At 58.5% G+C, this 26,862-nt stretch carries 23 protein-coding genes; 9 read left to right on the top strand and 14 right to left on the bottom strand.

Annotation, left to right across the window (positions count from 1 at the left end):
• Window positions 1-115: 115 nt before the first annotated feature.
• From CXG43_RS06700 to CXG43_RS06680, 3 genes are all read right to left on the bottom strand, one after another.
• Window positions 116-514 (bottom strand): hypothetical protein, encoded by a 399-nt coding sequence (locus CXG43_RS06700; RefSeq protein ID WP_101099348.1) that lies wholly within the window; start codon window positions 512-514, stop codon window positions 116-118.
• Window positions 515-1,242: 728 nt separating this feature from the next.
• Entirely contained in the window at window positions 1,243-1,656 is a 414-nt protein-coding gene (locus CXG43_RS06690; protein WP_101099255.1) for a hypothetical protein, read from the bottom strand.
• A 570-nt stretch (window positions 1,657-2,226) separates the two neighbouring features.
• Window positions 2,227-2,775 (bottom strand): hypothetical protein, encoded by a 549-nt coding sequence (locus CXG43_RS06680; protein ID WP_101116305.1) that lies wholly within the window; start codon window positions 2,773-2,775, stop codon window positions 2,227-2,229.
• A 718-nt stretch (window positions 2,776-3,493) separates the two neighbouring features.
• Here CXG43_RS06680 and CXG43_RS06675 point away from each other — a divergent pair.
• Window positions 3,494-4,513, top strand: a complete 1,020-nt coding sequence (locus tag CXG43_RS06675; protein ID WP_157825119.1) for a hypothetical protein — start codon at window positions 3,494-3,496, stop codon at window positions 4,511-4,513.
• Here CXG43_RS06675 and CXG43_RS06670 read toward each other — a convergent pair.
• On the bottom strand, window positions 4,510-5,070 hold the full coding sequence (locus tag CXG43_RS06670) for a sce7726 family protein (RefSeq protein ID WP_101099251.1): 561 nt from the start codon (window positions 5,068-5,070) through the stop codon (window positions 4,510-4,512). The two genes, CXG43_RS06675 and CXG43_RS06670, sit on opposite strands and share 4 nt — an antisense overlap.
• A gap of 76 nt (window positions 5,071-5,146) precedes the next feature.
• On the opposite strand from CXG43_RS06670, the gene CXG43_RS06665 reads away from it, so the two are divergent.
• The 4 genes from CXG43_RS06665 to CXG43_RS06650 all read left to right on the top strand — a co-directional run bounded on the left by CXG43_RS06665 (window position 5,147) and on the right by CXG43_RS06650 (window position 8,422).
• On the top strand, window positions 5,147-5,476 hold the full coding sequence (locus tag CXG43_RS06665; protein ID WP_102946302.1) for a hypothetical protein: 330 nt from the start codon (window positions 5,147-5,149) through the stop codon (window positions 5,474-5,476).
• Between the two features lie 30 nt (window positions 5,477-5,506).
• Window positions 5,507-6,538, top strand: a complete 1,032-nt coding sequence (locus CXG43_RS06660; RefSeq protein ID WP_101099249.1) for an ImmA/IrrE family metallo-endopeptidase — start codon at window positions 5,507-5,509, stop codon at window positions 6,536-6,538.
• Window positions 6,538-7,194 (top strand): hypothetical protein, encoded by a 657-nt coding sequence (locus CXG43_RS06655; RefSeq protein ID WP_101099248.1) that lies wholly within the window; start codon window positions 6,538-6,540, stop codon window positions 7,192-7,194. Before CXG43_RS06660 ends, CXG43_RS06655 begins: the two co-directional genes overlap by 1 nt.
• A 451-nt stretch (window positions 7,195-7,645) precedes the next feature.
• Window positions 7,646-8,422: a hypothetical protein gene (locus tag CXG43_RS06650; protein ID WP_101099247.1), complete on the top strand. Its 777-nt coding sequence runs from the start codon at window positions 7,646-7,648 to the stop codon at window positions 8,420-8,422.
• 161 nt (window positions 8,423-8,583) lie between these two features.
• On the opposite strand, the gene CXG43_RS06645 is transcribed toward CXG43_RS06650, so the two are convergent.
• The 10 genes from CXG43_RS06645 to CXG43_RS06595 all read right to left on the bottom strand — a co-directional run bounded on the left by CXG43_RS06645 (window position 8,584) and on the right by CXG43_RS06595 (window position 24,013).
• The gene (locus CXG43_RS06645) at window positions 8,584-9,300 is read right to left on the bottom strand and encodes a hypothetical protein (protein ID WP_101116303.1); all 717 of its coding nucleotides are present in this window, start codon (window positions 9,298-9,300) and stop codon (window positions 8,584-8,586) included.
• A 63-nt stretch (window positions 9,301-9,363) separates the two neighbouring features.
• Window positions 9,364-10,083 carry a response regulator transcription factor gene (locus tag CXG43_RS06640; RefSeq protein WP_054663593.1) on the bottom strand — a complete coding sequence of 240 codons (720 nt, stop codon included), beginning with the start codon at window positions 10,081-10,083 and terminating at the stop codon, window positions 9,364-9,366.
• Window position 10,084: 1 nt separating this feature from the next.
• Window positions 10,085-12,538 (bottom strand): heavy metal translocating P-type ATPase, encoded by a 2,454-nt coding sequence (locus tag CXG43_RS06635; protein WP_232767661.1) that lies wholly within the window; start codon window positions 12,536-12,538, stop codon window positions 10,085-10,087.
• 84 nt (window positions 12,539-12,622) lie between these two features.
• Entirely contained in the window at window positions 12,623-15,859 is a 3,237-nt protein-coding gene (locus tag CXG43_RS06630) for a CusA/CzcA family heavy metal efflux RND transporter (protein ID WP_101099244.1), read from the bottom strand.
• Between the two features lie 15 nt (window positions 15,860-15,874).
• Window positions 15,875-17,128, bottom strand: a complete 1,254-nt coding sequence (locus CXG43_RS06625; protein ID WP_054663599.1) for an efflux RND transporter periplasmic adaptor subunit — start codon at window positions 17,126-17,128, stop codon at window positions 15,875-15,877.
• Window positions 17,125-18,378, bottom strand: a complete 1,254-nt coding sequence (locus tag CXG43_RS06620) for a TolC family protein (protein WP_101099243.1) — start codon at window positions 18,376-18,378, stop codon at window positions 17,125-17,127. The genes CXG43_RS06625 and CXG43_RS06620 overlap by 4 nt, the downstream gene beginning before the upstream one ends.
• Window positions 18,379-18,896: 518 nt before the next feature.
• Window positions 18,897-19,268 carry a diacylglycerol kinase gene (locus CXG43_RS06610; protein WP_101099241.1) on the bottom strand — a complete coding sequence of 124 codons (372 nt, stop codon included), beginning with the start codon at window positions 19,266-19,268 and terminating at the stop codon, window positions 18,897-18,899.
• Window positions 19,269-19,340: 72 nt separating this feature from the next.
• Entirely contained in the window at window positions 19,341-21,056 is a 1,716-nt protein-coding gene (locus tag CXG43_RS06605) for a phosphoethanolamine--lipid A transferase (RefSeq protein WP_101099240.1), read from the bottom strand.
• 1,605 nt (window positions 21,057-22,661) lie between these two features.
• Window positions 22,662-23,303, bottom strand: coding sequence for a thioredoxin domain-containing protein (locus tag CXG43_RS06600; protein WP_157825118.1), 642 nt, complete (start codon window positions 23,301-23,303; stop codon window positions 22,662-22,664).
• Between the two features lie 77 nt (window positions 23,304-23,380).
• A complete protein-coding gene (locus CXG43_RS06595) occupies window positions 23,381-24,013 on the bottom strand; it encodes a cation transporter (RefSeq protein ID WP_101099238.1) in 633 nt (210 codons plus the stop codon).
• Window positions 24,014-24,095: 82 nt separating this feature from the next.
• Here CXG43_RS06595 and CXG43_RS06590 point away from each other — a divergent pair, with 82 nt between their 5' ends.
• From CXG43_RS06590 to CXG43_RS06570, 4 genes are all read left to right on the top strand, one after another.
• The gene (locus tag CXG43_RS06590; protein ID WP_101099237.1) at window positions 24,096-24,539 is read left to right on the top strand and encodes a helix-turn-helix domain-containing protein; all 444 of its coding nucleotides are present in this window, start codon (window positions 24,096-24,098) and stop codon (window positions 24,537-24,539) included.
• 472 nt (window positions 24,540-25,011) lie between these two features.
• Window positions 25,012-25,332 (top strand): hypothetical protein, encoded by a 321-nt coding sequence (locus CXG43_RS06580; protein ID WP_101099235.1) that lies wholly within the window; start codon window positions 25,012-25,014, stop codon window positions 25,330-25,332.
• An 88-nt stretch (window positions 25,333-25,420) separates the two neighbouring features.
• Window positions 25,421-25,984 (top strand): cyclin-dependent kinase inhibitor 3 family protein, encoded by a 564-nt coding sequence (locus tag CXG43_RS06575; RefSeq protein WP_101099234.1) that lies wholly within the window; start codon window positions 25,421-25,423, stop codon window positions 25,982-25,984.
• A 283-nt stretch (window positions 25,985-26,267) separates the two neighbouring features.
• Window positions 26,268-26,849 carry an HAD family hydrolase gene (locus CXG43_RS06570; protein WP_101099233.1) on the top strand — a complete coding sequence of 194 codons (582 nt, stop codon included), beginning with the start codon at window positions 26,268-26,270 and terminating at the stop codon, window positions 26,847-26,849.
• Window positions 26,850-26,862: the final 13 nt, after the last annotated feature.

Below are 26,862 nucleotides of genomic sequence, written 5' to 3'. Positions count from 1 at the left end.
CACAGTGGCGTCGGGACCAGCCACACTTTTCGGAAGTGAATAGGCCAACCTAGGCAGGCTCAGATCAGCGATCTTTGGCAGCTTGCAGTGTCTCGATTCGTTTAAACAGCTGCTGTTACGCGACCTTCATGCCTTCGTCCTCCAGCGGATAAGGAGATCCGAACAGCGGTATCTCCACCCAGAACTTCTCCTGCCCGGGGTGGACGTAGGGGCCATGGTCATCCAGTAATAGCGCCTCGCCAAGGCGAGCAGACACAAAGCTAAGATCCTTGGTCTTGCCGGACCATTTCACATATCGAAGCTGCGCGAACCAGGCCGGAGCACTGCCCTCGCTGACCAGCAGGGCGGCGATGCTGCGCATCCGGTCCTCAGGAACGGTGGTAAACATCACCAGCTCCCCAAATCGCGATCGCGCATCCTCAAGAAATCCATAGAGGCCAGCCCGTGGGATCTGGCTGATGGCGTTAAAGATGAGTGTTCCTTCCAGGTCCAATGCCAGGATAGAGGGCTTCATGTCTGGCCCCTCAAAGGTCGCGTCCACTTACATTGCCCCTCCCCAAGGGCTTGTCGATCACTTAAGCCTTCTGACAAGGATCAGCCCGCCGTGCTTCGGTGTCGTACGCTGGCTCGGACCTGGTAGGGACAGCACCTGAATTACCCCAATTGAAGTTCAAGATAGTCCCGGACCGCCTGCAAGCTACCAGCAGCCCCGCTGCACAATGGCCTGACGGCCGGGTCACCACCGAACAATGGCGCAGAGTTGGCGCGATGGATCCAGGTATCGGCTTGAGCCGCATCAGGGAACAGGGTGTGCAAGGCCCTGTAGATCGAAAGGATGTACCCGATCCGCAAAAGGACCGAATCATCAACCATTCCTTCCACGGACTCATCTAACCGAGGCAGGTCGGGCACCCCAAGGATCTGGCGTTGCTCATTGTCAGACAGCCGCCACGCCTGCGAGATCCGTATGAAAGTCCGAACCGCGGCACCTTTCACGTCTTCGATTTGGCCAACCGATGGTTGAGGCATGGTCCAAAAACCTCCTTGTGGTCTGGTCCGAGAATACTCTCAAAATCCGACCTTATCCGGCACAGGTCCCGGCCAGGCCATGACAGGCCATTTGGTCACGATGGCATCCCAAAGCAGAGGCGCAGGACTCCACCCAAAAGAAGAAGGCGTGCCGGGTACGGCACGCCCTTCCGTTACATCTGTCGAGTTATTAGGGACTCGGGCGGTGCGTCCTTAGGACTCACCGGAGTTGGTGCCCGGCGTGCGCGCGGACCACATGCTGGCGGCGGCATTTACCGGTTCCTGGTATTCCAGAACAGCCTGCGCCAGTTCGTCAGGAGATTGGGCGGACAAGATCCGTTCCTCCAAGCCCTGCATGCCAGACTGAAGATCATCGATCTCGCTGTCAATTGGACCGCGCAAGGGATGAGCATCGTTCATCGCACCCTGCAGAGCCTTCAGGTTCGTCCACGCGTGGCTCTTTGTGACTTCCAGTTGGTCCGGGATGTCAGAGCACTGTGCCCAGCTCATGAACGCGTGCTTACGATCAACGCTGAGCCCGGATGCTGCACTGAAGGTCGTCACACCAAAATTGGTGATGAGATCTAACGTGCTGGGCGTGTCGGTATTTGCTTCATTCCTTTCCATTTCTCTAATCACTGGTGAAAGTACTCGCGACAGTCCCCTTGGACGGCAGGTCGAGGCTGGCAGTGCCGGCAACTCAGTTTTAGCACGATCACCTGTCACTGCAAGCTACGAGCTAATTTTTTACCGGCGAGAATCAAGAACTTAGATTTGCTGCGACTGAAACAGCTTAAATGGTGGGTCGGAAGTCGCACATTCGTTCATACTTCCGACCCCGTTCTGGCCCCCCCCCATAGAACCGTCAGTCGCCCCTCCCATCACGACGACCTAGCCGGCTCGTCACCTGGCCAGGTCGACGGCGGCGTCGAAGCACCTCAGCGCCATCCTCGCTCGCTTCTCAGGTCTTCATAGTCCACCTACTCGAAGAGTAGGCGCTTCGCAGCTGTTCCTCGGTTCTCTTGATGCCTACTTCTTTCAGCACCATGAGCATGGGCTGTCGGTGAGGTCGATTCGGCACCCCGGTGTCGCCGGCGAGATTGACCGCGCGATGCTGGCCAATGTCGTACGGTTCATCCTGACCGCGTAACTGCTGCTCTCCAATCGTCGGCAAGATGCCCCTTCGGCCGCTCGCGTCTAGAGCGGGGTCCACCCGAGCTGTTGCTCGATGTCCCGCCTGTAGGGTGTCGCGATCTGCAAAGGCGTGCGGCGGATGTACTCCTCTGCCCGCTCCCGCACCTCACCGTTGAGATCACTGAGGTAGGTCAGCACCTCGTCCGCACTGGCAATCAGGTTATCTTCGCCATTGAACTTGGGCGGCAAGGCCGTCCATAGAACTACGTCGATCTCACGGGCCGCAGCCCATTGCTGCAACCCAGGGATGCCGGCCGGATCGGCTGATCCGGAAAGCCAGACGCCAACATGGCGATCAAGGTTGCGAGGCAGAATTTTCTCACGAGCACGCAGGCTGTCTTTGGCCTGCAGGACATCCTCTCCACCGTCGTAGACGGTCCAGAACGATGGGAGCGCAGATGTGTTCGGGCTTAGAACCAGGGTAAGGCGTCCGTTGCCTGACTGCCGCAGGTACTCCACCTGCACGGGCGGCCCATCTTCCCGCCAGCCCCCGACCATCGATAGATCACGAGGCTGCCACACCAGAGAACCCCATCCCAGGTACACGATCATGCCCAGCTCCCCTCTCAGTCGGTGTTACGCAGGCCCCTCGCGAGGCGGATCAGCCATTAGGTCCTGGACATCCGCATCGAGTTCCGTCGACCTCCCATCCTGACGAAGGAGGTGTCGCCACAGAGCCAATGATGGTTGGCGCTCAGGCGCTGGATACACCAGCGCCTGGCGACCTGTGAGTACCACAACCTGGCTCAAGACGGATTGGCCTCCAAGCACGCTGCTTGCGGTGGATGGTTGCCGATGCCTGTCCTGACCCAAAACGTTTAGGGATCAGGAGCTACTTATCACAGAACTGCGCCCTCAGTACTTGACGCGATAATTTGAGGCCGGCTCCCGTTTCCCAGGCATGATCCGTCCCCGCAGACGTTCGTCACCTCCCCGCCGGAGCAACCAACGGCGTACCACTGCTGCGGCTTACGGCTTCCAGCCTAAAATTTTTGGGCGGTGGCGTACCGCTGCGGACATCACACACTCCGTGTCAATTGCATTGGGCACCGGTGCGGGGTTACGGGCTTGCCAGCTGAAGAGCATGGAGAGAAGCCGGCATTTGCCTAAATGAAATGGCGCTCGGTCTTTGGGTCGGGTGATTTGACTCTTTCTCAAAACCCTAAGAGTATCTGGGCTACTCCATGGAGGGAGTTTCCTTCAGGAGTGATATTGCTGGCGATGTCCACCAATGGCTCGCCAGGACATATTAACTGCCAAGGAGGGGGCCATGGCGGCTCGATTCGACACGCATCCGCAATATGTTCCGATCATCAAGTGGCAGAAATTCGAGCAGCGCGCATTGTCCGAGCTGGTTGCTCCAGTGGTGGGGCGAACCCTGCCGTGCATCGAGGTTCGCTTGCCTGGGCAGCACGCATCCATGCTCGAATCCTATGCTGATGTATGGAAGCAGCCAGCGCTGATTGATTACTCCAATCCGGATGGCGACCTCAATGCCAGCCGCATCAAGGAACTCAACGAGTTCTTAAAGGTGGTAGGCGGCTCAGGCAAGCTGGTCACGCCGGTCCTCAACCCCGCCACCGCGGCAAAGGACTTCCCGGCCATTGGGCCATCCCTGGGCAACAGGAAGATAGCCCTTCGTCTGCGCCTCCCTGAGCCAGGCGATGCGCCAGGCGCAATCCTGATTGTTAAGGCCGCCCTTGAAGTCCCCGGACTACGACAACGGGTGGAGCGACTCATCGTCGACTTGGGCCAGACGCCGGCGATCTCTGCTGCAAACCGACCGGTGCTAGCGGCTTCCCTGCAGGCGCTGAAGGGCCAGGGCTTCAAGCACGTGCACCTTGCGTCGGGTTCCTTCCCTGCATCGCTGGCTCACATCAATGGTGCTGGCGAGGTAAAGCGCAAGGACTGGGAGCTATGGACGCAGATCAATGCGTTGGCACCGGACACGCTCATTGGCTTCGCCGACTATGGACCGCTCAACCCCAACTGGTCCGAAGAGACGCTCAAGCGGCGAGGCAATCGGGTCATCATTCGCTACGCCCTGAATGACAAGTGGCGCATCATACGCGGTCAGAACGCCACCAAGGCCGAGTCGATCGCCATCTCCAAGGTCATGACCACGGTGTATGCCAACGAATTCTTGGGAGCCCCGTTCTCATTCGGCGATCGCCTGATTGCAGATCGGGTCGATCCAGCCGTTCCGCTGAAGAACAAAGCCGGCGGCCATCTGCACATCTCTGAGTTCTGGACACATCACATCAGCTATGTGCTGAAAAAACAGTATTAGTGGAGCGCCACTGCGCTGTTCGCCCGCACGAGCAGCGCAGTGCGAATGTGTGCCTTGATCTCCTCCAGACTCAGCGTCTCGGTGATGTGCTGCTGGATCAGGTACAGGCTCTTGCTCTTCCAGCCTCTCAATTGCCCTTCCAAGCGCAGTACCTCCAATGCCTCCTCCTTGTTCAGGATGGAAGCGAGGGATGCGGCCTTGTGCCGGACATTCAAGCCCGCCTCGCGCAAGCACTGGAAGGTACCCGTCTCAGCGTCGACCACCATTGCACCCCACCAAGGCGGCAACAGGTCCATAGCCTTGGCCACGTGGCAGGGGGCCATGACCAAGGTGACCCGATCGAAGACCCAGCCGTAACGAGAGCCTTGATTGATCAGCCGGGACAGGCTATCGGCCTCGCTCTTGATCTCAAAGCAATGCATATCCTCAACCAGCACCAGATCGGCCCGCACCTCCCCACCGTGCAGCCGCAGCTCTTCCAGCAGCGAGATCGCTTGGACAGCAGATTGCCTCGCCAGATGGCCGGCCAAAGCCTGTTTGATCTGTAGCTCTCTCATGGGAACCAAGGCGGAGGGGTGTACAGCGGGAGGATATCATAGTTATGCTTATATGCACTTCACAATATCTATTTGCATGAAACGTCTGAAGCAGCCGCACCGCCTGGCTCTGGAGTTGCGTGGAAGGTTTGAGGCAGACGGGCTCACCACCAGTTCTGCGATTGCCCGCGCTGCGAGCATTGGCCAGCCTCAGGTCTACCGGAATTTGTTCGGTGGGCCCAAGCGCGTTACTCGGACATTGAAGCATCTATGCAAATATGCAGGCATTGATGCATACGAGGGCACCAGTGATCCCGGGGAGTCCAAGGTGTTGATGGATGCTCTGTCGGCTGTATGGGATGGAACCGACGGGCACGCTCATCGCCTGGCGAAGCTTCTTTTTGCCCACCAGCGGGCCCACATGTAAGAATTGGCCTAGGCCCAACGGAGGCCAAGGATGAACAAGAACACGCCAACGGTGACGGTCAAGAGCGCATATCACGCGCTCGGCGCGGCCGGCTACCCTAAGAGTTTTGTATCTCGCCTTTTACCGGACTGGTGGGACAACGCACTTTTCAAGACAAGCAGCGGGGCTATCGAGTTTGCCTCGATACTCAAGCAACGGCTTGGCTTGGATGTCCGATTTGGTGACAGCGGTGAGCTTGAAGTGCTCGCCTCAAATCGCCCTGCCCGTTACAAAAAGAGATCTGCCACGCTGGTGAGCGAGCTGCAGGTCTGCTCGAGCCTGGGCATGGCCCTGGGCAAGCTTGCGCTGTATTGCACTGATGGCACCGCCGACCCGCTCCCGGCAGACCCCAAGGAGCTGTCCAAGAGGGTGCGCACCTCGACCGGGGCTGCGGCAATAGGATTCGGGTCGTTGCTGGATTTCTGCTGGCAGCACGGTATCCCCGTGCTGTTCTTGAAGGAGCTCCCCCGCGGCAGCAAACGCATTACCGGTATGGCCATGCGGATTGAAGACAGGCCGGTGATCGTCCTAGGCTTCCAGTCTGGCCAGAATGCAAAGCAGCTGTTCGTGCTAGCCCACGAACTGGCCCATATCTGCCTTGGCCACGTCGCCGGTACCGGCGTGCTGATCGATGAGGGAATGGACGCCATCACGGAGGCTATCGAGCGTGAGGCGGATCAGCATGGCGACGCAGAGGAGCGCCAGGCCGATCAGTTTGCACTGGCCATGCTACGCAACGGGCGACTTACCCTTCCCCTCGATAACCACGGCACGATGTCGGCTGCCCAGCTGGTAAACATGGCCATGAGTCTCGGCGACAGCCTCAGTGTCGACCCAGGACACATCATCTTGAGCTACGCACGCGATCATGATGACTGGCTGTTGGCTAATCAGGCCCTTGGCTACTTCCCAGACCAGGCCAACGCAAAGGAACTGCTCAAGGATCGCTTCCTGGCCAACTGCGATGTTGACAGGCTCACGGACGACAATCGCGCCTACCTGCTCAGCATGCAAGGATTCTGATGAGCGCCAAGCACTACCTCTTGGACAGTGACGCCGCCAAAGCGCTTTGTCAGTACGGCCTCCTTCAGGACATGGCCACCGCCCTGCGGGTCGAGCTTCGGGACTTTTCGATCCTGGCCCAGCTGCGGTTCCAGCTGCACGCAGCCAATCCCGCCAAGGCGCTTGCCAAACTGGGGAGCGCGCTGGCGGTTGAGCAGCTCAACCTACTCGTAGCGCAGGCGAGCGAGGTCGTGGTTCTGGTTGAATCGGCGAACTACGCCCTGCTGGATGGCACACCGGACATAGATGGCGGAGAGCTGGCCCTGTTTGCCGCGCTCTGTGAGGACAGTAGCGCCGGCCTGATCACCGGCGACAAGCGATCGCTCGTTGCGCTGTGCAAGGTCGGCGGGACGGTGGAAGGAAGTTTCAGCTGGGCTCAGATCCTCTGCCTGGAGGACGCCATCGCAATCATCATCGGCCACTTCGGGTTGGCCTATGTATCGGCCAAGGTAAGATCCCGTCCGGACGTCAACAGCGCCCTGTCCAGCATCTTCGGAAGGTCCGTGGCGGCTGACGAACAAGCCATCTCTGATGGGCTATTAAGCTACCTAAATGACCTGCATCACAGGACCGCAGGAAAGTATCAATCTCCTTACGTGGCCGCGGTTTCCCGGTAGCAACCCGTCTTCCTGCATTCTGCGAAGGCGCTTAGGGATGTAGTGACCTTCCCTACAGCAGCAGCAGTGCATTGTCGCTTTTTATAAATTCTGTACGTCATGTCCTATGGCCGCGTCAGCCGATGCGCTGCTACGATTCGCGTAGGGCTGGACTGCCGAGGGCAACACCTCGGCCTGGAACAGCGTTGTCTTCGGCAAAGTGTGCACAGGGGGTGCCATGGCTTTGGTGAACTGCCGCGAATGTGGCAAGCAAATCAGTGATCAGGCTTCGGCTTGTCCGAATTGTGGATTCCCGATGTCCGCAGGAGTCAACCCGACTCCTGGCATCCCAACTCCACCACCGCTGGGCCCGTCTTCAGATCTGAACCGAGCCGCGCCAGCAGCGCCTGTTGCGACCTCCATTCCGGCACCGCGCCCAGCACCGAAGAAGTCGGGCTGTGGAACATTCGTTATGCTTGGACTCGTCGGCCTTCTCGTCCTGTTGGTCTTGGGCTACGGCATGGGGCCCGAGACGAAAGTAGCCACTCCATCGGCAAGCCGCGGCACTGCCAGCCAGAGCGGGGCAGCCTCCGGTCACGCATCGGACCAGAGCGCTGCGAAGGCAACAACGGTCGAGGTGTCTGCGCCCGAACTTCTGGCTGCCGCAAAGGACCAGGCCCGGCCAACTTCCGAACGCTTGGCGAACCTCACGCTGATCCTCAAGAATCATGCCGGCTCGGCCCAAGCCAAGGAGGCTGATGCAATGCGGCCGAAGCTGGAGGCTCAACTCCACGCCGAGCTTAACCCGATAGGCCTGCAGTGGTCCTATTCCACCCAGCAGGATGACATGTCGGGAAAACCCGTCCGCACGGCACGGGTAACCAGCACCAACAGCTTCAACTTTGACTTCCCCTACTCAGGCCGGCAGAAGGCAGAGCTCACGATCAGGCGTCACCCTCGATGGGGCAACGATGTAATGGTCAGCATCGAGAAGGGGCAGATCCTGTGCCATAGCTTCAGCTCCTGCCCCGTGCGTATCCGATTCGACGATGAGTCCGCCAAAACCTTCACCGGAACTGAGCCATCCGACAACAGCAGCGAGATGGTCTTCATCCCGGGATACAAGACCCTCACGAGTAAGCTGGGTAAAGCCAAGCGCCTCCGAGTGGAGTTCAATGTGTATCAGCAAGGCTCGGTCATGGCCGAATTTGACGTCAGCGGATTTGACGCAAAACGCATGACTCAGTAGCAGACTCTAACGGGAAACGAGGTGGTGGGTACATCGCGGTACGTAGCCTAGCCGGAGCCAGTACCGCTCCAGCGAGGATTCAAATCCGGCCATCTCACCGCCGCCCAAAGTTTGGAATATGTGCTTACCTCGTCCGCTCAGAGGAGAGCTAGAGCTAATTTTCAAGCCGATTTCGACCGATTCTGTGGAAGTTTCCGCTTCTTCGTACGTTGCTTCAGCCTCCATTGACTCCATTCCGTTGTCGACCCCTCAGCTATGAAGGTTACCAGGAGCCGCTTGAGTAAGGGCGAGAACTTCACCTCAGAATCGCGCAGAAGATTTGTCCAATACCGGCCCACAAGGAACGAAAGCAGACCCATGGATGCAACAGATGTCGCAAACCAAGATCGGCTAGTAACGCTGACGTTTGTTAGCACGCCCTTCCGGTACATGTATGCTGCAAACACGAGGGCGCTGCACTCAACAAAAACTACTAGCGCTGTGGGCATTGCCCGAGCTCTGTAGTACGCGGCAGACGTTAGCGTCTCCCCAAATGACAATCCAATCAAAAGAAGAACAGAGCTCAGCAATATTGGATCGAACGCTGCGGCTCCGGAAAGAGTGAGACCGATCGGGAACAGTACGAAAGGGACCAACTCAGAGCAAAGACTGGGGTAGGCCTTACTGAAGCCTCTCCATCTCTTCAGTCCGAACAAGAACATGTCTTGCAGGATTGCGGCAACCGATGCTATCGCCGCGCTCGTAAGTGCTAAGGACACCGGTATCCAGAACATATCTTCGTCCGGCCCTGGTGCGAACGGCACCATGGCTGCAGCGCCCCAAATTGCTGCGCCCATGAACGCAGCAAGCGGAAGAGCCGAGAGCTTCAACATGCTCATGAGCCGCTCAGCGCCCACAGCCAAGAAGTTGGCCGCACCACGTTTGCACTGACCTTTCCGAGATCATGGCTGCTCCTCACCATTAGCAGGGGGCGAGTGCACAGGTGCCGATACTGATATCAGCCGATAACCAAAGCGCGGCAACGTTTGGATCATTTTCTCATCAAACGGGCCGTCAAGAGCTCGGCGAAGGCTGGACATCTGTGAACGCAGAAGGTCGTCGTCAGGAGGGTTATCGCCCCAAAGCCGGCTCTCCAGTTGCTGCCTGGTGACAGCGGCAGGACTTGCCCGCATCAGCGCCTCAAGGAGCTTCCGGCAAGCTGGATAAAGATGCAGTCGCCTTCCAGCCCTTGTAGCTTCCAATGTCCTAAGATCTAACGTCAGATCTCCAACCACCAGTTGTCTCCTTGTCACCCGCCCTTCTGTGCGAGTGACCAAGGCCTCCAGTCGAACCTCAAGCTCGGTGAGATCAAAAGGTTTGGTTACATAGTCGTCGACACCAGAGCGGAACGCGGTGATCTTGTCCGAAAGGTCGTCCTTCGCGGTCAGCATCAAAACCGGCACTGGAACACCGTGGTCAAGCCGCATCCTTTTAAGAACCTCCAGTCCTTCCATGCGAGGAAGCAACCAGTCAAGCACGACTGCGTCGTATAGATTGGTAGCCGCCAGATGTAGGCCCGCCAGACCATCGGCCACTACATCAAGCTGATGACCACGGGACTCGAAGTAGTCCAGAATTTGCGCTGCGTCCTTGAGGTCGCGCTCAATCAATAGAATGCGCATGTCAGGATTGGCGGTAGCCGAGGAGTCTCAGCGCATTGAACACGACCAACAGAGTCGATCCCTCATGCACTGCTACAGCAGGACCAATCCCAAGACCCATGACTGTCGCAGGCACCAACACCGCCACTACGCCCAGGCTCACGTAAACGTTCTGGCGGATCACACTTCGGGTGCGTCGACTAAGCGCCACTGAGAACGCTACCTGCCTCAAGTCTTCGGACATGAGTGCTACGTCGGCCGTCTCCAGAGCAACGTCCGAGGACGCGGCGCCCATCGCGATGCCGACGCTCGCACTCGCCATCGCAGGCGCGTCGTTCACACCATCACCAACCATCGCCACTCGCTCCGTATCCTTGAGCTGGCGGATGGCCTTCACCTTGTCATCGGGCATTAGATTGCCCCAAGCATCGTCTAGGCCCACGTCCGTTGCCACGGCCTGTGCCACTGTCTGATGGTCGCCGGAAATCATGATCATCCGCTGGATGCCCAAGCTTCGCAGCTTGTCCAATGCTTCTCGTGCTTCTGGGCGCGGCGTATCCATAAGGCCAATGACACCGATATCACGGTCACCTAGGCGAACTGCCATCGTGGTTCGTCCAACGTTGCGAAGCTCGTCGATGGCCGACTGCGCCTCCGCAGTCAGGGTGCTGATGCCGCCGGTGCCGAACATCTCTGCCTTTCCGATCCAGACGTTTAGGCCATTCACCCTCGCCTGAACCCCGCTTCCAGTGAAGTTAGCGAGATCCGTGGCTACTGGCACGGGAACCTCTCCCAAGCGAGCGTTGCCATCTCGAACAATGGCTGCCGCCAGTGGGTGATCACTCAAGGCCTCTACGGCGACCGCAACCTGCAGCAGTTCCTGCTCTGTAGAGCCTTGCATCACCTTAATGTCGGTGATTCGCGGCTTTCCCTCGGTGAGGGTTCCAGTCTTGTCAAACGCGATGGCGCGAACCATTCCCAGTTCTTCTAGCGGGGCGCCACCCTTGATGAGCACTCCGCCCCGGGCCGCTCTAGCAATACCGGCCAGAACGGCACTTGGTGTGGCAATAGCCAGTGCGCACGGGCTTGCCGCGACCAGTACTGCCATCGCTCGATAGAAGCTATCTCGGAATGGCTCGTCGATCACTACCCACGAGAAAAGCAACAGCACTGCCAGAATCAGAACTGCCGGAACGAATACTCTTTCGAATTTGTCGGTGAAGCGTTGAGTTGGCGACTTTCTGGTCTCGGCCTCACTCACCATCTTGACGACGCGGGCCAAGGCCGACTCCCCTGATCGGCGGGTCACCTCAACTTCCATTGCGCCGGAGCCGTTAATGGTGCCGGCGAAGACGCGGGACTGCATCTCAACGGAGTCCGGACGCACCCGCGCCAGCGCACGATCACCTACCGGCAGCTTATCTACCGGGATGCTCTCACCGGTTACAGGCGCTTGATCAACGCTGCTGGTTCCTTTAACAACGAATCCGTCCGCCGGCATCCGATCATTGGGACGAACAACCACCACGTCTCCAGGTATCAGCGACTCAACCTGGACTTCAGTGACCTTCCCGTCTTTGACAACCCTGGCTGTCTCCGGGGCCAACTTGGCAAGCGCCTCAATCGCTCTCTTTGCGCGGCCCATCGCATAGTGTTCGAGCGCGTGGCCGAGGCTGAAGAGGAACAGAAGCAGTGCGCCCTCTGCCCATGCGCCCAGCGCAGCAGCACCTGCCGCCGCAACAAGCATCAACGTGTCGATCTCAAAGCGCTTTAGCTTGATGTTCTCAATAGCTTCGCGGAGCGTGAACCAACCTCCGAACAGGTAGGCAGCCACGTAAAGAGAAGTAGGGACCCAGTCGTTTGCGAGCAAGCCGAGCTTTTCAAGTGCAAAGCCAATCAGGAGGAGCAGGCCACATGCGAGTGAGAACAGTAGCTCACTGTTGGCACCAAGGATTCCACCATGGGAATGAGCATGGTCCTGCCCATCCTTATGATTGTGACCTTCGTGCTGACCTTGCGCGCCTTGGTCGGGGGCGGGGCCGCTCCTTCCCACTCCAAAATCCTCGAGCTTCGCCCTCAGATCAGCTTCTCCTGTCTGGGTCCGGTCGTACTCGATGTTCACCCTTCCAGCAGGGCTGGTGGTCGCTTCAACGACACCGGGTATAGCTTGTAGCTGCCCCGCGATCGTCCTTGCCTTGCGGGCATGCACGGACGAGTCCATCTCCAAGGACAGATGGCCGTATCGCTCACCCAGGCCAATCCCCATAGACGACGCTAGTTCGCGCACGCGCTGAAGTGAGATCAGCTCGGGGTCATAGTGAATGCATAGGGCCTCCGGAGCTCCTGCGCTTACCCCGCGCAGATGCACGCGTGATATACCGGCCATTTCCTCCAGCTCATCGGCCAGTCTCTGTACGCAGTGGTCCTCTTGAGGTACGCCGGGGAGTACGACCGGCAGTTCGACTTCTGTGGTCATGTTCACGTATTGCCTCCAACGTCAAGAGATTGGATCGGGAGGCCCGGCAGGCAGATGCGCTGCCGGGCCCAAACACTCATTCAATCAGTGGGCGGTCTCCGGCTCCACCTTAGGATCTGACTTGGCCAGTCGCCCCGCGAAGGTCGGCAAGACAAGCAGCGTCAAGACCGTTGCAGTCAACAAGCCACCAATGACCACCGTAGCCAGAGGCTTCTGCACTTCGGCACCCGAACCACTCGCAATAGCCATCGGAATGAAGCCGACGATGGCGACCAACGCGGTGGTCACCACGGCCCGAATTCGGCTGCCGGCGCCATTCATCGCAGCAATCAGAGGGCTATCGCCGGCGTCCAGGCGCTCTCGAATAGCCTGCATGAGCACCAGACCATTCAGCGTTGCCACGCCAGAAACCGCAATGAATCCGACTGCAGCAGACACCGAGAACGGCATGCCACGAACGAGCAAAGCGAGAATGCCGCCGACCAGTGCTAGCGGAACGCAGCTGAACACGAGGCCCGCTTCCTTTGCACTGCCCAGTGCCATGAACAACAGGCTACCGATCAGCAGGAACACGATCGGCACGACGGTCAAGAGTCGCTTTTCCGCCCGCTGGAGGTTCTCGAACTGCCCGCCCCAAGTCATGTGTGCACCCGGGGGCAACTGAACATCCTTCACTGCAGCTTGGGCTTCACCTACGAACCCGCCCAAGTCACGGCCGCGTACATTGGCCTGAACCACTACACGCCGGCTACCGTTGTTCCGGCTGATCTGATTAGGTCCCTCGCTGATGTCGATGCGTGCAACAGATGAGAGGGGCACAATCCCGCCGGTGGGAGTTGCAATTGGCAGTGATGCAAGCTGATCGGGATCATTGCGGGCATCGTCTCCGAGGCGAACGACGACATCGAAACGACGATCCCCCTCAAAGATCTTGCCGGCCGCCGCGCCGCCGATGCCCGTTGCAAGGGCGTCGCTAACATCTGCAGCCGTCAGACCGTACTGTGCTGCTGCAAGGTGGTCGATCGCTACATTGAGCGTGGGCAGACCAGAGATCTGTTCCACACGAACATCCGCAGCGCCCTCCACGTTCCTCAGCTTCAGCGCAACCTGATCGGCAACAGCCTGAAGCTGCTCGAAGTTGTCGCCGTAGATCATGACAGCCAAATCCGTACGCACACCCGAGATCAACTCGTTGAAGCGCAGTTCGATGGGCTGACTGAACTCGAAGCTGTTACCTATCTGCGAGGCTGCGATCTTCTCAAACCTGGCGATTAGATCCTCCTTGCTCAAGGAAGAGTCAGGCCAATCCTTGCGCGGTTTGAGCACGATCACGCTGTCAGAGATGTTGGTTGGCATTGGATCGATAGCAGCTTCGGCAGTACCTGTTCTTGAGAAGACGGTCACTACCTCAGGCTCAGCCGCGATGGACCTCTCCAGCGCCAGTTGCATAGCCAGCGATTGCTCCAAGGACGTCGAGGGAACGCGAAGCGCCTGCATGGCAAGGTTTCCCTCATCAAGCGTTGGCATGAACTCCCGACCCAGCATCGTGAAGCCGACCACGCCCATCACAAGCATCATCAGAGCGCCAGCAAGCACAGCCTTGGGCCTACGAATGGCACCTTGGATTGCTGGCTCAATGCGCCTTCTCAGGACGCGGATGATTGCAGTCTCGTGCTCTTCATTGTCGTGAGAATCCTTGCCGTCCTTGTTCGCATGAGGCTTTGGATCTCTCACAAGGAGCGCAGCCATTGCAGGCACGAAGGTAAAGGAGAAGATAAATGCGCCAATCAGGGCGAGCATGAAAGTAGCTGCCATCGGTTGGAACGTCTTACCTTCAACGCCCTCCAAGGTGAGGATCGGTGCGAACACCAGCAGAATAATCATCTGCCCGAACGCCGCAGGACGCGCCATCTTCTTGGCTGAATCTGCCGCCACGCGGAGCCGTTCCATGGCATTCAGAGGCCGGCCAAGTTCTGCTCGGCGTTTGCCCAGCATCAGCAGGGTGGACTCGATCACGATCACCGCACCATCTACAAGAATGCCGAAATCCAGGGCGCCCAAGCTCATCAGGTTGCCGCTGATACCAAACTTGTTCATGCCGATAACGGCAAACAGGAACGAGAGCGGAATCACCAGCGCGGTAATGGCTGCTGCACGGAAGTTTCCCAGTAGCAGGAAGAGAACCACAACTACCAGCAGAGCACCTTCAGTCAGGTTCTTGGCGACCGTCTTGACGGTCGAGTTGACCAGCACGCTTCGGTCAAGCACCGGTTCTGCAAAGATATCGGCCGGCAGAGATTCGTTGACCTGCGCCAGACGCTCAGCGGCCGCCTGTGCCACGGTGCGGCTATTACCTCCGGCGATCATCAGAGCAGTGCCAAGCACGGCCTCATGTCCGTTACGGCTAGCCGCGCCCAGCCGCGGGGCACGACCCAGACCGACCTCTGCTACATCGGCTACGCGAATAACCACGCCGTCCTTGGTCGCTACCGGGGATTGGGCCAAGTCGTCGGTCGTCAACGCAAGGCCGTCGGCCCGTACTACCAGGCCCTCACCTGCACGTTGAACGAAGCCCGCACCTGCTTGAACGTTGGAACGCTCCAATGCCTGTACGAGATCGGCCAAGCCAAGTCGGTATGCCGCCAGCCGTGCGCTGTCGGGGTAGATACCGTATTCCTTGACGTAGCCACCTACCGTATCAACCCCCGCCAAGCCCGGGCTTGAGCGCATCTGGGGCGCGATAATCCAATCTTGGACGGTACGCAGATACGTTGCGCGCTCCTGCGCGGTAGCAAGGCGATCGCCTTCCGGGGTCAGGTAGACCTCGCCCTCGTGCCAACCGGCTTGGCCAGGTTTGGCCAGCTTCTTGGGGTCGAATGGCCTGAAGTCCACTGTCCACATCAGTACCTCACCCAAACCCGTAGTAACGGGCGAAAGCATGGGTGAGACATTGTCAGGCAGGTCCCCGGCCGCTTCCCGCATGCGCTCAGCGACCTGCTGGCGTGCGAAGTAGATGTCAGTCTTGTCGGTGAAGATTGCAGTGACCTGGGAGAAGCCATTGCGCGATAGCGAACGGGTGGTGTTCAGCCCCGGGATGCCAGCCAAGGCCGTCTCCAAGGGGTACGTAACCTGACGCTCGATTTGCTCAGGGGTCAGGGCTGGGGCGATGGTATTGATCTGGACCTGGCGGTTGGTGATATCTGGTACGGCATCGACTGGTAGCTTGCTTAGTTGGAACAAGCCAAAGCAGGCAATCAATGCGGCCAGAAACACCATGAGCCAGCGGAACCTGACCGCTGCTTCGATGATGATGTTGAACATGGTGAATGAGTTCCCTTAGTGGCCGTGTTCGGCTTCGCCCTTGGCCAGTTCGGCTTTGAGCAGGAAGGCGTTGGCGCCTACGACGCGCTCACTGCCCGTCAGACCGTTAAGGATCTCGATTCGATTGCCTGCACGGCGCCCGGCGAGTACCGGCGTTGCTTTGAAGCCGCCCTCGACGGCCACGAAGACAACGCTTCTGCCGTCAACGGTTTGGACCGCGTCAGCAGGCACGCTCATACCTTCGGCGGCACCACCGGCAATGATCAGTGCCGAAACGGGGGAGCCGGCCGGTGGAAGTTTCTCGGAGATTGGCTTGGCACGAATCGTGGCGGTGCCACCCTGCTGCATCACATTCGCAGCCGCAGCAATTACTTCAGCCTCGAAGCTACCTCGGGGGCCCGTGACCTCCAACTTCATCCCTGGCATGGCGACGGTGGCCAGCGCGGGGGGCGCGGTAAACACGAGTTCATTCATGTCGGGATTGGAAACCTCCGCCACCAAGGTTCCAGCCGAGACGACACCACCTGGTGTTACCTGGACGTTGCCTACCAACCCAGCGACCGGACTGGTGATGGTCACCCGGCCGGAACTGTCCGGAGAGCCGCTGGCAGCGACTTGAGCACGGGCAGCACTGGCCGCAGCATCGGCCGCCAAAGAGCGGGCCCGCGAGGCCTCCAGCTCCTGACGCGCCACCACACCTTGGTCCACCAGAGATTTATCGCGGCTGTAGGCCAAGCGAGTAGCTTCTGCCTCTGCCGCCGCCGCAGTAGCTGCGGCCTTGAACGTCGCAGCTTCGCCGCTAACCACAACTACTAGAGGTTGATTGCTTTTGACCGCTGTTCCTGGCGCAACGAGTACGCGCTCAACCCGGCCAGTGACCGTCGAGGCGATCGCTGCGCGCCCCCCGATGGCGGGCTCGACGCGACCTGCAAGCCTAGTTGAAGCGCCACCGCCCCGCCCTACTGCAACCACGCCGATGCCAGATGCCTTGATCTGATCGGACGTCAGCTTGACTAGCCCCTCCTCAGCCTCCTCCTCGCCGTGTTCACCGTCGCCGTCGCCATCATTGTGGGCTTCTGCACCATCAGGCGTGGCCTCATCTGCGTGACCACCCTTCCCTTCTTCTTTGCTGCCCTTACTCTTGGCCTCGGTGCCGGCGGCTTTTTCCGTTTCCTCCGCACCGCCACTGCATGCGGTAAGCCCCCCGGTGAGCAGGAAGGCAGCCACCAGCGTCGCTCCGATGAGCGTCTTGTTTCCGTACTTATTCATTTTGCCTCCACAAACGGTGCGCGCCCTTCAAGGCGAGCGAGGTCGATTTCTGCTGTCACCCGGCTAAGGCGGGCATCTACAGCGCTGCCACGCGCAGCAATCAAAGTTGATCGGGTGCTACGCAGCTCCAATTGCGATATACGACCTGCCTCGAATCCGATGCGGGCCAACCGATAGGCTTCGTCTGCGGCTTGTACGCTCTCATCCGCAGCTCGCGCGCGGCTGTTGGACGCTTTGAGACTCGCTACCGCTCCCAACCGAGCCGCCTCGCTGTCACGCTTCTGACCCTCTAGAACCGCCTCAGCTGCACGTTGCTCGGCATATGCAGCCCGAATCGCCCCGCGGTTGCGGTCAAACAGGGGAATGGAAAGGCTGATGCCAACGTTGTAGGCCTCGTCGCCTGCTTGGCGGAAGCGCGTTTGAGCCACAGATGCGCTCAGTTGTGGCAAAGCGCGCTTACGCTCGACATCGATGAGCCGACCTGACGCCTCCGCTTCGGCTTGGGCGATTCGAACAGCGAGCGGGGCGGCCTCGTTTGCGACCGGGTGAGATGGCACGCGATCCAGAAGGCTTTCACCGATCTCGGTAAGCCGGCCATCCAACAAAGACACCCCGGCTAGCCGCGCTAGAGCCGCGTCCCGGAAGGCCTCGGCCTCATCCAGGCTGGCCTTCGCGTTAGCAACCTCGCTACGCGCCTGGACGCCGCGCAAGTTGGGTTCCCGACCTTCGCTAACCATCGCACCTACGGCTTTCGCGTCTTGTTCAATCAACGCCAAAGCTTCGCTAGCCAACTCATAGCGGCGCAGAGCAGCCTCTGCCTCCGCATACGTGGCTGCCAGACGACCAGCCGCATCGCTGCGCATCAGATCGCCCCGCAGGCCCGCTGCGCCTGCCTCTGCACGCGCAGCGCGCACTCGCGCGCCCCGCTGACCCCAAATTTCGAGCGGCTGGGAAAGCGTCACAATGGTGTCAGCGTTGGAGAAACCCCGATAGGCACCAGTACCGTACGCGTTCTCTGCGTCGATGGAGACCGTCGGATTGGGTACAGCCCGGGCCTGTTGCACCCGAGCCTCTGCGGCCTCGGCCAGCGCGGCACCTTGGACGGACGCAGGCATCTGGTCCAAACGAGAAAGCAACGATTCGTAAGACGGTGCAGTTTGAGCACCTACATCCCCGCCAGGCACCAATGCCAGCAGAACAGCAACAGCCAACCCGGTCGCTGATAGCGACCGACCTGTCAAAATCGACATAAAAACTCCCGTAAATTATCTGAGCGAACTACCCGCTAGCGCGGGGCAGAGCGAGATCAGATACGGGGGGGGCGCATGGGCCCGTCGAGTCGAAGTGCGTAGACATCCCCGTGCTCGGTATTGCGCAGCAAGGTTCGACCATTGGCGAGCAGATCGTCGTGGCCGGCGGCGGGGAGACTAGCGGTTGAGTGGTGGCAATGCCCGTGACCGCAGGAGTCGGCGCCGGATGATTGCTTACTCTTGTCCTTGCCCGATTCCAGGTCTGAGTCACTGCTCAGGGCGTGAACATCTCCCTGGCTAGCCGGTGCTTCCTGCGCACACGCCAACGACTCGGCCACAGGCACGACCACAAATACCGCCAAAAGCAGCAGCATTAGGTACATACGAATGGCAGGAAGGGACCGGCGCATGGTGGGAAGGCTATCAACCTGATTGAGACGGATACAATTACATAGAAGGGTGGAAGCGACCGCTTTTGGCACGATTTAGGCTTCCGTTCAGGTTTGGAGCTAAGGTGGTCAGTCTAGGAGGAGGAATGCCCAGGTCAGTCCGACATTGCAAAGTGCTACGAACACAGCGGCTGAGCCCATGTCTTTGGCACGACCAGCGAGCTCATGGATCTCCGGCCCGTATCGTTCAATAACTGCTTCGATGGCCGAGTTCAGTAGTTCCAACGCAAGCACCAACAGCACACTCCCTACCAAGAGGGCTCGCTCTACCCCTGAGTCGCCTAACCAGACTGCGGCGGGTAGAGCCGCCAGGGCCATGACGACCTCTAGCCTAAAAGAAGACTCATGCAGCCAGGCCGATCGCAGCCCCTGAAGAGACCAGCGCAGCGCTTTCAACACACGGGCGATGCTCCGTGGACGATGACCATACATGTCTGCCATTGTGATGTTTCCTTCTTCTGCCGTTAGGAGGCGCTGCCGGGATCTCCCGGCAGCGCTGCTCCCGAGAAATGGTTATGGGGCGGCGACACTGCCAACGGAGCAGCCGGAGAACAGATTTAGGCTCTGGTCCAACGCTTTTGTCCGCACCTGCATGAGACCGAGCACAGAATGGAAGAGGTTGTCGTGAGTGGCTGGCAGCCTTGAACGTCCCTGGACGCATTCAATATCCAGCTTGTTGCTGCTCTTCATGCCCTCTGACATCCACATCACCATCGGCACTTTGATCTGAGTCTCCGGGGCAATGGCGTAGGGAAGACCATGCAGATAGACGTTCGCCTCGCCCAATGACTCCCCGTGGTCGGATACATAGATCAAGCCTGTATCGTGGCTCTTGTCCTGTTCGAGCATACGGATTGTCTTTGCCAGAAAGTCATCCGTCGCTAAGACTGCGTTGTCATAGGCATTGACTATCTCGGCGCGAGTACACTTGCCAAGGTCGGCGTTGCGGCAGTCAGGAGTAAACTTCCTCAGGCTCTCGGGGTATCGCTTGTAGTAGCTAGGTCCGTGGTTACCAAGCTGATGCAGAACCACGACGACGTCGCCGGGATTGTCGTCAATGGAGTCATGCAATCCCTGCAGCATGATTTCGTCGCGACAAGCCTGATCGTCACATAGACTATCTTTGGCGGGAACGCGGTAAGACTCAAATGCAAGATCAGAGCACACCCCCTTGCATCCCGTCTGGTTGTCGCGCCACAGGGTCTTGATTCCGGCGCGCTCCAATACGTGCAGAAGCGACTCGGATCTTTTGATCTTGTCTCGGTCGTAGTCTCGCCTTCCATACATAGAAAACATGCAAGGAACGGACACCTCGGTATTGGAACCACAGGCCGTCACGTCGGTGAAGTTCACGACGTCCAGGGCTTCAAGTTGCGGTGTCGTGTTCCTAGCGTATCCGTTCAGCCCCCAGTTCTGGGCGCGAACCGTCTCGCCTACAACAATGACAAGAAAGTGTGGCTTCGCGCCTGGTGGATGAGGATCCATCGTGGCGTCGGGACCGACTACTTTGATCGGTCCACGCTCTGCGCGCGTCTCCTCTTTGATGACCTTCCCTATCGAGGCAAGGTAGTTCCCGGGCGTCGCAAGGTATCTGACTGACTTGTGGTTGCGCATAAGCGAGGATAGGTTGTCGAATGAGGCCAGTGCCGCACCAACAACTACCACTATAGCCATGCCCAGCAAGAGAGCTCTGGAAAGTAGTCCGCGCGCCATGGTGCAGTGAGGTCGAATTCGTACCGCACATACCGCAACGGCGGGAAGCAGACCTTTGACCAGCACCGACAGGAACAATCCCCAGGTCAGCAGCTCTCCGGCCTCCGCGCTGTCAGTCTTCAGCACGTTTCGAATCATGCTCGAATCGAAGTACACGCCGTAATTGTCGGAGTTGTATGCCGCCGCTGCTGACACAATGAGGAGCAAAGCAACAATCGGTTTCAACGTCCATCGGACGCACAGAAGCCCAAGAATAAGTACGTTCATAGCCGTAAGAAGCGCGGCCGTAGACGCGACAAGCAGCGCTCGCGCCACACCCTCCACACCACTCTTTTCAACTACCTCTGCAAAGAAGGCGTTGTTGAGGAACAACGTGAAGTAGAGTGCGACGATCACGATTAGTGTGTTGATCCCGGCCTGAGGCCCACGAAGAGGCCGGCCGAGCCGTCCTAGTGGATTTGAGCCATTCCCACCAAGCTTCCAACTGTGGTTCAGGTATTTTTTCATGTAACGCATAGCTGCTTCCTTTTGATCGACCGCCAAATGCGCTCATGGCGCATGCGGAGGCACTTCGCAGACCGCGCCAACTCGTCGAAGGGCGTTCCTGCTCGCGGGTCTAATTCCAACGGGCGCTTAGAGATGCGATGCAGGTCTGGGAGAAGGTGCGTCTGCACTCGCAAGAGGCGATGCATAAGGCCGCTGTATTGAGTCCGCGCAAGCAGACGCATCGCCGCCAAGAGGCAGAGTCCTGAAGTAGCGATTGGTTGGGGTAGAGAGCTTGCGAGGTTTCGGATCTTCACCGGGACAGTCGCCGAGCGCTGATCCCTCGATAAGTAGTCGACGCCTGCGCAGTCGGTGGCGGTTACAGTTCATCACCAGTGCAGGCTGCCGCTGACTGGCTTGCGCGAATCCATAACCGGTCGCGACTGACTGCGTCGAAGCCGAATGCTCCCCGAGCCACTTGTAGCGTCTATGCGCTGCGGAGGGCCGGGTACGTCTGGCTACTCGCGCGGAAGTCCCTGGAAATAGCTTTGAAGCGCTGTGCCATTTGGAACTCGCAAGCGCCTGGACGACTCCTACGGCGCTCATGCCCGGGGAAGGCCTCTTCAACGCACCGCGTGAGACTGAAAGCACTGAGACACTACGTATCCACGCATACGCAGAGACTGATACCCGGGAGGCACCCAAGAAGGAAGTCCGCAAGGTTTCGGTTAGTTGCGCCAGCGTGGCTTGAATCCCGGTCAGTAGCGGAGGTCTGCCTACGACCAGGCCGTCCCTGTGCCACGGCAACCAGGTAGCGGTATCCACGAATTCAGGGGAGAAGACCGAGGCCAAACGTGCCTCACCGGCTGGAGATAGAGCACCGTCTCCAGGGCGTGCGGGAATGATCAGCACAGAAGCTGTCGTCAGCACGGCAGATTGACCGTACGAAACTCGGTTAGAGGTGGGAATCGGAAGAGGCATTTAGTCCACCTTTTTGAAGGCGGCACGATGCCGTTCGGCGGCTGCACCAGCAGCCACGCGTCGGCCGGGCGCGCCAAGCGCCCAGCAACAAAGTTTGATCATGGAGAGACCTGTTAAAGGTGATCGCAGAAGTACGAGCAGACGCGCTGCGCCTGTGTCGCGATCAAGCCCTGGGAGGTCTAATCAGCCTTTCGGGCGTGTGGGAAGTCACAGGCTGTTCGTAGAACGTATGCCCGTCTTCATTTAGTGCAGCGTCGGCACTGGTGAATCCGTTGGACGCGACGAAGGTGCTGCTGTGGTGGCAGTGCCCATGACCACACGCAGGGTGTGACTTGTCGGAATGGCCGTCGCCTGCCCCTGCTACGTCCTGATGGGCCTGCTCTTCAGAAGAGCAAATCGACGCATCCACGAAAGGCACGACCACCAGCACTGCAAGTAGCAGTGCCAGAGCGTAGCGCTTAGCGTGGATGACGAAGGAAGTCACGTGCGGCTCTGACCAATACGGTTGAGGTCGAGAAGATACCGTGGACGGCGCTCATCAGCAAGCCGGCACTTGTTCATCAACCGCGCGGTCGTGTATGAGTCGCATCCTGCGGCTTGCTCGGAAGAATGAACGGGTTGAGGACTAACCACATGCGATGCGGGCGGGACGACAAATTAACGCTTTGCCTTGACTTCTGTACGGACTAACTGGCTGAGCAGTGCGGGATCGAGTCGCGGGAGCGGAGTTCCGTTCACAAAAAAGGACGGAGTTCCGCCAATCTTTGCAGCCTTCGCGTCGGCGAGATCGACCGCAATCACTTTTTCCACTACGCCCGTAGCGATGTATGCGCGGGCTTTAGCCACGTCCAAGCCAGCTTTTCGCGCAAATTCCCAAGCAATCGCTGAGTCTTCCCGCCCGTGTGAAGCCCAGGCGGGCTGGGCATCCATTAGCGCTTCGAGAACGGCCGCAAACCGGTTCTGCTGGCGCGCAGCCTCAAGAATGTTTATGCCGAGGACAGATGTCTTCCCGTGGAAGGGCGTATAGCGAAGCACCAGCCGAGCATCCGCATTTTCTCTCAGGATCCTTTTGACCTCTGGATGCATGGCCCGGCAGGCCTCACAAGCTGGATCGAAGAACTCGATGATGGTGACGGGCGCATTGACCGGGCCTATGACAGGCGAATGAGGCCGTACTACCACACCGGCTTGAGGCGATTGGTCATTGGCCGGGCCCTCGGCACTCCGAGCGAATGAAGTGGGGGAAAATGCGGCGAGAGATAGTATCAACACCGCTATGATCGTGCGTGCTGCTTTCATTGAAATAGCTCCAGTGTGCCTTGTGGTGTTTGAAAGGACCGATGCGGCTCGGGTAGCTTGGTGTGACGCAGTACCAACTAACGCTGCTCGGCTCCCAAGCGCCATGCGGGCCACGCCTCAACGATCACGCTTACAGCAGATCGAAGAAAGAGCAGGGCGATGATTGATCCTGCGGCGATGTCCGGCCACCCGCTGCCGATGAGGGCCACCCCGCCCGCGGCTACGAGAACGCCCACGTTGGCAGCCACGTCATTACGTGAGCATTCGAACGTGCTCTTCATGTTGATGTTTAGGGCGCGGAATCGCCAAAGGAAAGCCAAGCAGGATAGGTTCGCCACAAGTGCAATTGATCCGAAGATGAGCATGATGCCGCTGGCCGGTGGAACCGCGGTGATCATCTTGTTCACGACCTCGACGACAATGAAAACGAAGAATCCAAGGATCAAGAAGCCCTTTACCAAGGCCGCGCCTGCCTCCCACCGACTACCACGCCCCACGGCCCAGAGACTGAGCGCGTACACGGCTGCATCGCCAAGCATGTCCACCGCATCGGCTTGGAGCGCACTTGAGTTGGCGACTATGCCGGCGCCAAACTCGACGAAAAACATCACCAAGTTGATAGCCATCACCCATAGCAGCACGCGGCGCTGAGCGCCCTGTTGTGCCATCCGCTCGAGTTCTTGGCGCTTGTTACCGCAGCAGTGGTCCATCGTGAGTCCTATAAAAGGCTTCTGGGGTTGAAATCAGCTCATCCTGCCTTTATCAACCCTGTAGCAACTAGAGGGTCAAGCTATGTCCACCGTCTTCACGATCGGCCAACTCTCACTCCGTACCGGAACCAAGGCTGAGACGATTCGCTACTACGAGAAAATTGGCCTCCTTGCGTCTCCGGCCCGTTCACAAGCCAACTACCGCCACTACACTGAAGTTGATCGGCGCAGGCTTGCCTTCGTTCGCCGTGCCAGAGAGCTTGGACTCCCCATCGCCCAGATCCGGGATCTCATTGAATTAGAGACCCATGGCGACCAGGAGTGCGGGGCTGTGGATGAGTTGGTCCGGAGTCAGATTCGCAGTATTGAGGAGAAGGTAAGAGACCTCCAGGCACTGAACAAAGAGCTAACTCGCATACTCTCCCACTGTCCAGGTGGTCTGGTTTCCGAGTGTCGAGTCCTCGGCGCTTTGCAGGCGCCAGTCGGGCCGGCTAAACATGGCGGGATTCAGCCCCCGAAACGGTGAAGGTCCCTGAGAGCGCTGACCTTTGCCGAGCACGTAGAGATCTTCCTGCTACCGGCAAGGATAGTCAAAGACGCTTCAAGAAACCCGGAACCAACACCGGGTCTGCACTCAAAACTAACCGCTAGAGGTCCGCAGTATGGAGCAGGCCTGACGCCGATAGACCAAGCGCATCGGCGAGCCTAATAACGGTAGAGAGCCTGCAGTCCTTCTTTCCCTGCTCAATATGCCCAAGTTGCGTACGGTGCATACCTAGTCGGGCTGCGAAATCTTCCTGAGAGACGCCCAGCGCCGTCCGTCTCGCCTTCACGGCGGCGCCAAGGGCCAACTGGTGCTTGGAAGTTTTCACCCCCTAAGCTTTGGTTTCGTAGTACTTTTGGTCTACAGTACTTACGGTAGCATATTTGACAATGGCCGCCCCCTCCCCACCTCCCATTCGGGGGCCTGCGCCGCTTACGGACCTTGGCAGGTAGGTATGAGCTTCTTCTTGGTAGATGCTGAATCAGAGTTCACCTTAGAACTGTCATTGAGCCAACAGTCGGAGCAGGATCTGCGGCGCCAACTCGCAAAGCTTCAGGAGGGCGGAGACGCCGGAACCCTCTCCAGACGCCTTGCCGCCGAGCTATCTAGACTGGTCCCAGAGATGCTTGACTGGGATGTCAAAAGGCCCACAAAAGCGCAGATCGCCTATGCCCGTTCAATCTGCTACCAACGAAAGATTGAACTTCCTGAGCAGGCTATGGAGTCCCGTCAGGCCATGCATCTCTTCATAGCCTCGCGCGGCCGGTGGCCTTGAATCCATTGCCGCACCTCTCTCTGCACCCGCCTTCTGGTTGGCCGAAGCGACGCGCAAGAGCGCAGAATGTCGATGGCACATTACTACTATGACAAGTCGAACTAGTCTCACCCATCCACTGGCTATTGCCGAGTTACCGGTGGGAACGAAGGATGGGGCAATTGGCGTGACATTTGCTCCCGGAAAGCATCAAGAGAGCGCAATGACTGGCGCTTGGGCTAGGGATTTAGACATGGACTTGGAGGCGATTCGTGCTTGGGGCGCAAGATTTTTGATCACGCTTATCGAGCCGTGGGAGTTCGAGGACCTCAGGATCTCCTCCCTACCTGATCATGCTGCTAAGCATGGCTTGGCTTGGCATGGACTGCCTATCACGGATGGTAGCGCGCCAGACGACCGCTTCCTGGCACGTTGGAAGGAGCTCGGACCATATCTGAGTCGCGCCCTGCTCGACGGAGGAAGAGTAGTCGTGCATTGCAAGGGAGGGTTGGGTCGTGCAGGACTAGTTGCCTCGCTGCTTCTATTGAGCACTAAGACGAACAGTGATGCTGAAAGCGCGATCCTCGCGGTACGAAGGGTTCGTCCCGGAGCTGTAGAGACACTCGAGCAAGAATGCTTCATCCACAAGTGGGCTGAAGAGCACAGAGTATAGCCGGCGCGAAATGGCTCGGACTCCGCCATTGACTCTCTGACTGATCGAAAGACGTCCTTTCGAGATTATCGGATAGGAAAGAACCGGCGGAGGACCATCGCCGATTGATGAGCCTTGCCAGACCACCCCGTAGCACTTTCGGGCGGCGAGTGTATTTGGTCCTCCTCAGATCCCGGAGCTCGATCAAGGAATTCTTGATTCCGCATGCGTACCAGCAGGGTCACGGTGCAGAACGAATCTCGACATCCGCCAAACAGCGACATCAGAATAAGGAGAAACGCCCATGAGTCTCCGAGAAAGGAAGCTTCTGGTACTAGACCTTGATGAAACGCTCGTCTTCTCAACTGAGCGCCCCTTGGATCGTCCAGCGGATCTGAGTGTCGTCGGGTATCACGTCTACAAGCGGCCCCATCTCGACACATTTCTGGACTTCGCCTTCTCAAGGTTTAGGGTCGGCGTTTGGACATCGTCTGGACGTCTCTACGCTGAGCCTCTTGTCGCACAGTTGATGCCAAAGCGTCCCCTAGAATTTGTATGGTCATCCGAGAGGTGCAGCTTAGTTAGGGATTGGGAGGAAGGCGGCTACTCAACACAGAAGCGGATAGCGAAGCTGAAGAAGCATGGGTTCACACTGGACCAGATCATCGGAATAGATGACACCGCTAGCAAGTACGCTCGGAACTATGGGAATTTAGTTCTGGCACGGGAATTCCTCGGCGACGTGTCAGATGATGAGTTGCTGCATCTGATCCATTATCTAAAAGTGCTTGAGGAGGTGCCGAATATCCGTGCAGTCGATAAACGAGGATGGCGCGATCTGCTATCGCAGCGAGGAAACGAGCATCCCGGCTTTTTGAAAGCGTAGAGTGAGAAACTAT

This window comes from Stenotrophomonas sp. Bg11-02, assembly GCF_002836635.1.
Lineage (GTDB): Bacteria > Pseudomonadota > Gammaproteobacteria > Xanthomonadales > Xanthomonadaceae > Stenotrophomonas > Stenotrophomonas lacuserhaii.
The sequence above is the reverse complement of the archived record's forward strand: the minus strand, read 5'-3'. Positions and strand labels throughout refer to the sequence as shown.

Excerpts from the sequence above, each read along its gene's own strand:
- CXG43_RS06690 (WP_101099255.1), bottom strand. The coding sequence starts at position 1,656 with ATGGAAAGGAATGAAGCAAATACCGACACGCCCAGCACGTTAGATCTC.
- CXG43_RS06570 (WP_101099233.1), top strand. The coding sequence starts at position 26,268 with ATGAGTCTCCGAGAAAGGAAGCTTCTGGTACTAGACCTTGATGAAACG.
- CXG43_RS06580 (WP_101099235.1), top strand. The coding sequence starts at position 25,012 with ATGAGCTTCTTCTTGGTAGATGCTGAATCAGAGTTCACCTTAGAACTG.
- CXG43_RS06575 (WP_101099234.1), top strand. The coding sequence starts at position 25,421 with ATGACAAGTCGAACTAGTCTCACCCATCCACTGGCTATTGCCGAGTTA.
- CXG43_RS06600 (WP_157825118.1), bottom strand. The coding sequence starts at position 23,303 with ATGAAAGCAGCACGCACGATCATAGCGGTGTTGATACTATCTCTCGCC.
- CXG43_RS06590 (WP_101099237.1), top strand. The coding sequence starts at position 24,096 with ATGTCCACCGTCTTCACGATCGGCCAACTCTCACTCCGTACCGGAACC.
- CXG43_RS06665 (WP_102946302.1), top strand. The coding sequence starts at position 5,147 with ATGAAACGTCTGAAGCAGCCGCACCGCCTGGCTCTGGAGTTGCGTGGA.
- CXG43_RS06610 (WP_101099241.1), bottom strand. The coding sequence starts at position 19,268 with ATGGCAGACATGTATGGTCATCGTCCACGGAGCATCGCCCGTGTGTTG.
- CXG43_RS06640 (WP_054663593.1), bottom strand. The coding sequence starts at position 10,083 with ATGCGCATTCTATTGATTGAGCGCGACCTCAAGGACGCAGCGCAAATT.
- CXG43_RS06645 (WP_101116303.1), bottom strand. The coding sequence starts at position 9,300 with ATGAGCATGTTGAAGCTCTCGGCTCTTCCGCTTGCTGCGTTCATGGGC.
- CXG43_RS06635 (WP_232767661.1), bottom strand. The coding sequence starts at position 12,538 with ATGACCACAGAAGTCGAACTGCCGGTCGTACTCCCCGGCGTACCTCAA.
- CXG43_RS06675 (WP_157825119.1), top strand. The coding sequence starts at position 3,494 with ATGGCGGCTCGATTCGACACGCATCCGCAATATGTTCCGATCATCAAG.
- CXG43_RS06660 (WP_101099249.1), top strand. The coding sequence starts at position 5,507 with ATGAACAAGAACACGCCAACGGTGACGGTCAAGAGCGCATATCACGCG.
- CXG43_RS06655 (WP_101099248.1), top strand. The coding sequence starts at position 6,538 with ATGAGCGCCAAGCACTACCTCTTGGACAGTGACGCCGCCAAAGCGCTT.
- CXG43_RS06650 (WP_101099247.1), top strand. The coding sequence starts at position 7,646 with ATGCTTGGACTCGTCGGCCTTCTCGTCCTGTTGGTCTTGGGCTACGGC.
- CXG43_RS06700 (WP_101099348.1), bottom strand. The coding sequence starts at position 514 with ATGAAGCCCTCTATCCTGGCATTGGACCTGGAAGGAACACTCATCTTT.
- CXG43_RS06605 (WP_101099240.1), bottom strand. The coding sequence starts at position 21,056 with ATGCGTTACATGAAAAAATACCTGAACCACAGTTGGAAGCTTGGTGGG.
- CXG43_RS06625 (WP_054663599.1), bottom strand. The coding sequence starts at position 17,128 with ATGAATAAGTACGGAAACAAGACGCTCATCGGAGCGACGCTGGTGGCT.
- CXG43_RS06630 (WP_101099244.1), bottom strand. The coding sequence starts at position 15,859 with ATGTTCAACATCATCATCGAAGCAGCGGTCAGGTTCCGCTGGCTCATG.
- CXG43_RS06670 (WP_101099251.1), bottom strand. The coding sequence starts at position 5,070 with ATGAGAGAGCTACAGATCAAACAGGCTTTGGCCGGCCATCTGGCGAGG.
- CXG43_RS06620 (WP_101099243.1), bottom strand. The coding sequence starts at position 18,378 with ATGTCGATTTTGACAGGTCGGTCGCTATCAGCGACCGGGTTGGCTGTT.
- CXG43_RS06680 (WP_101116305.1), bottom strand. The coding sequence starts at position 2,775 with ATGATCGTGTACCTGGGATGGGGTTCTCTGGTGTGGCAGCCTCGTGAT.
- CXG43_RS06595 (WP_101099238.1), bottom strand. The coding sequence starts at position 24,013 with ATGGACCACTGCTGCGGTAACAAGCGCCAAGAACTCGAGCGGATGGCA.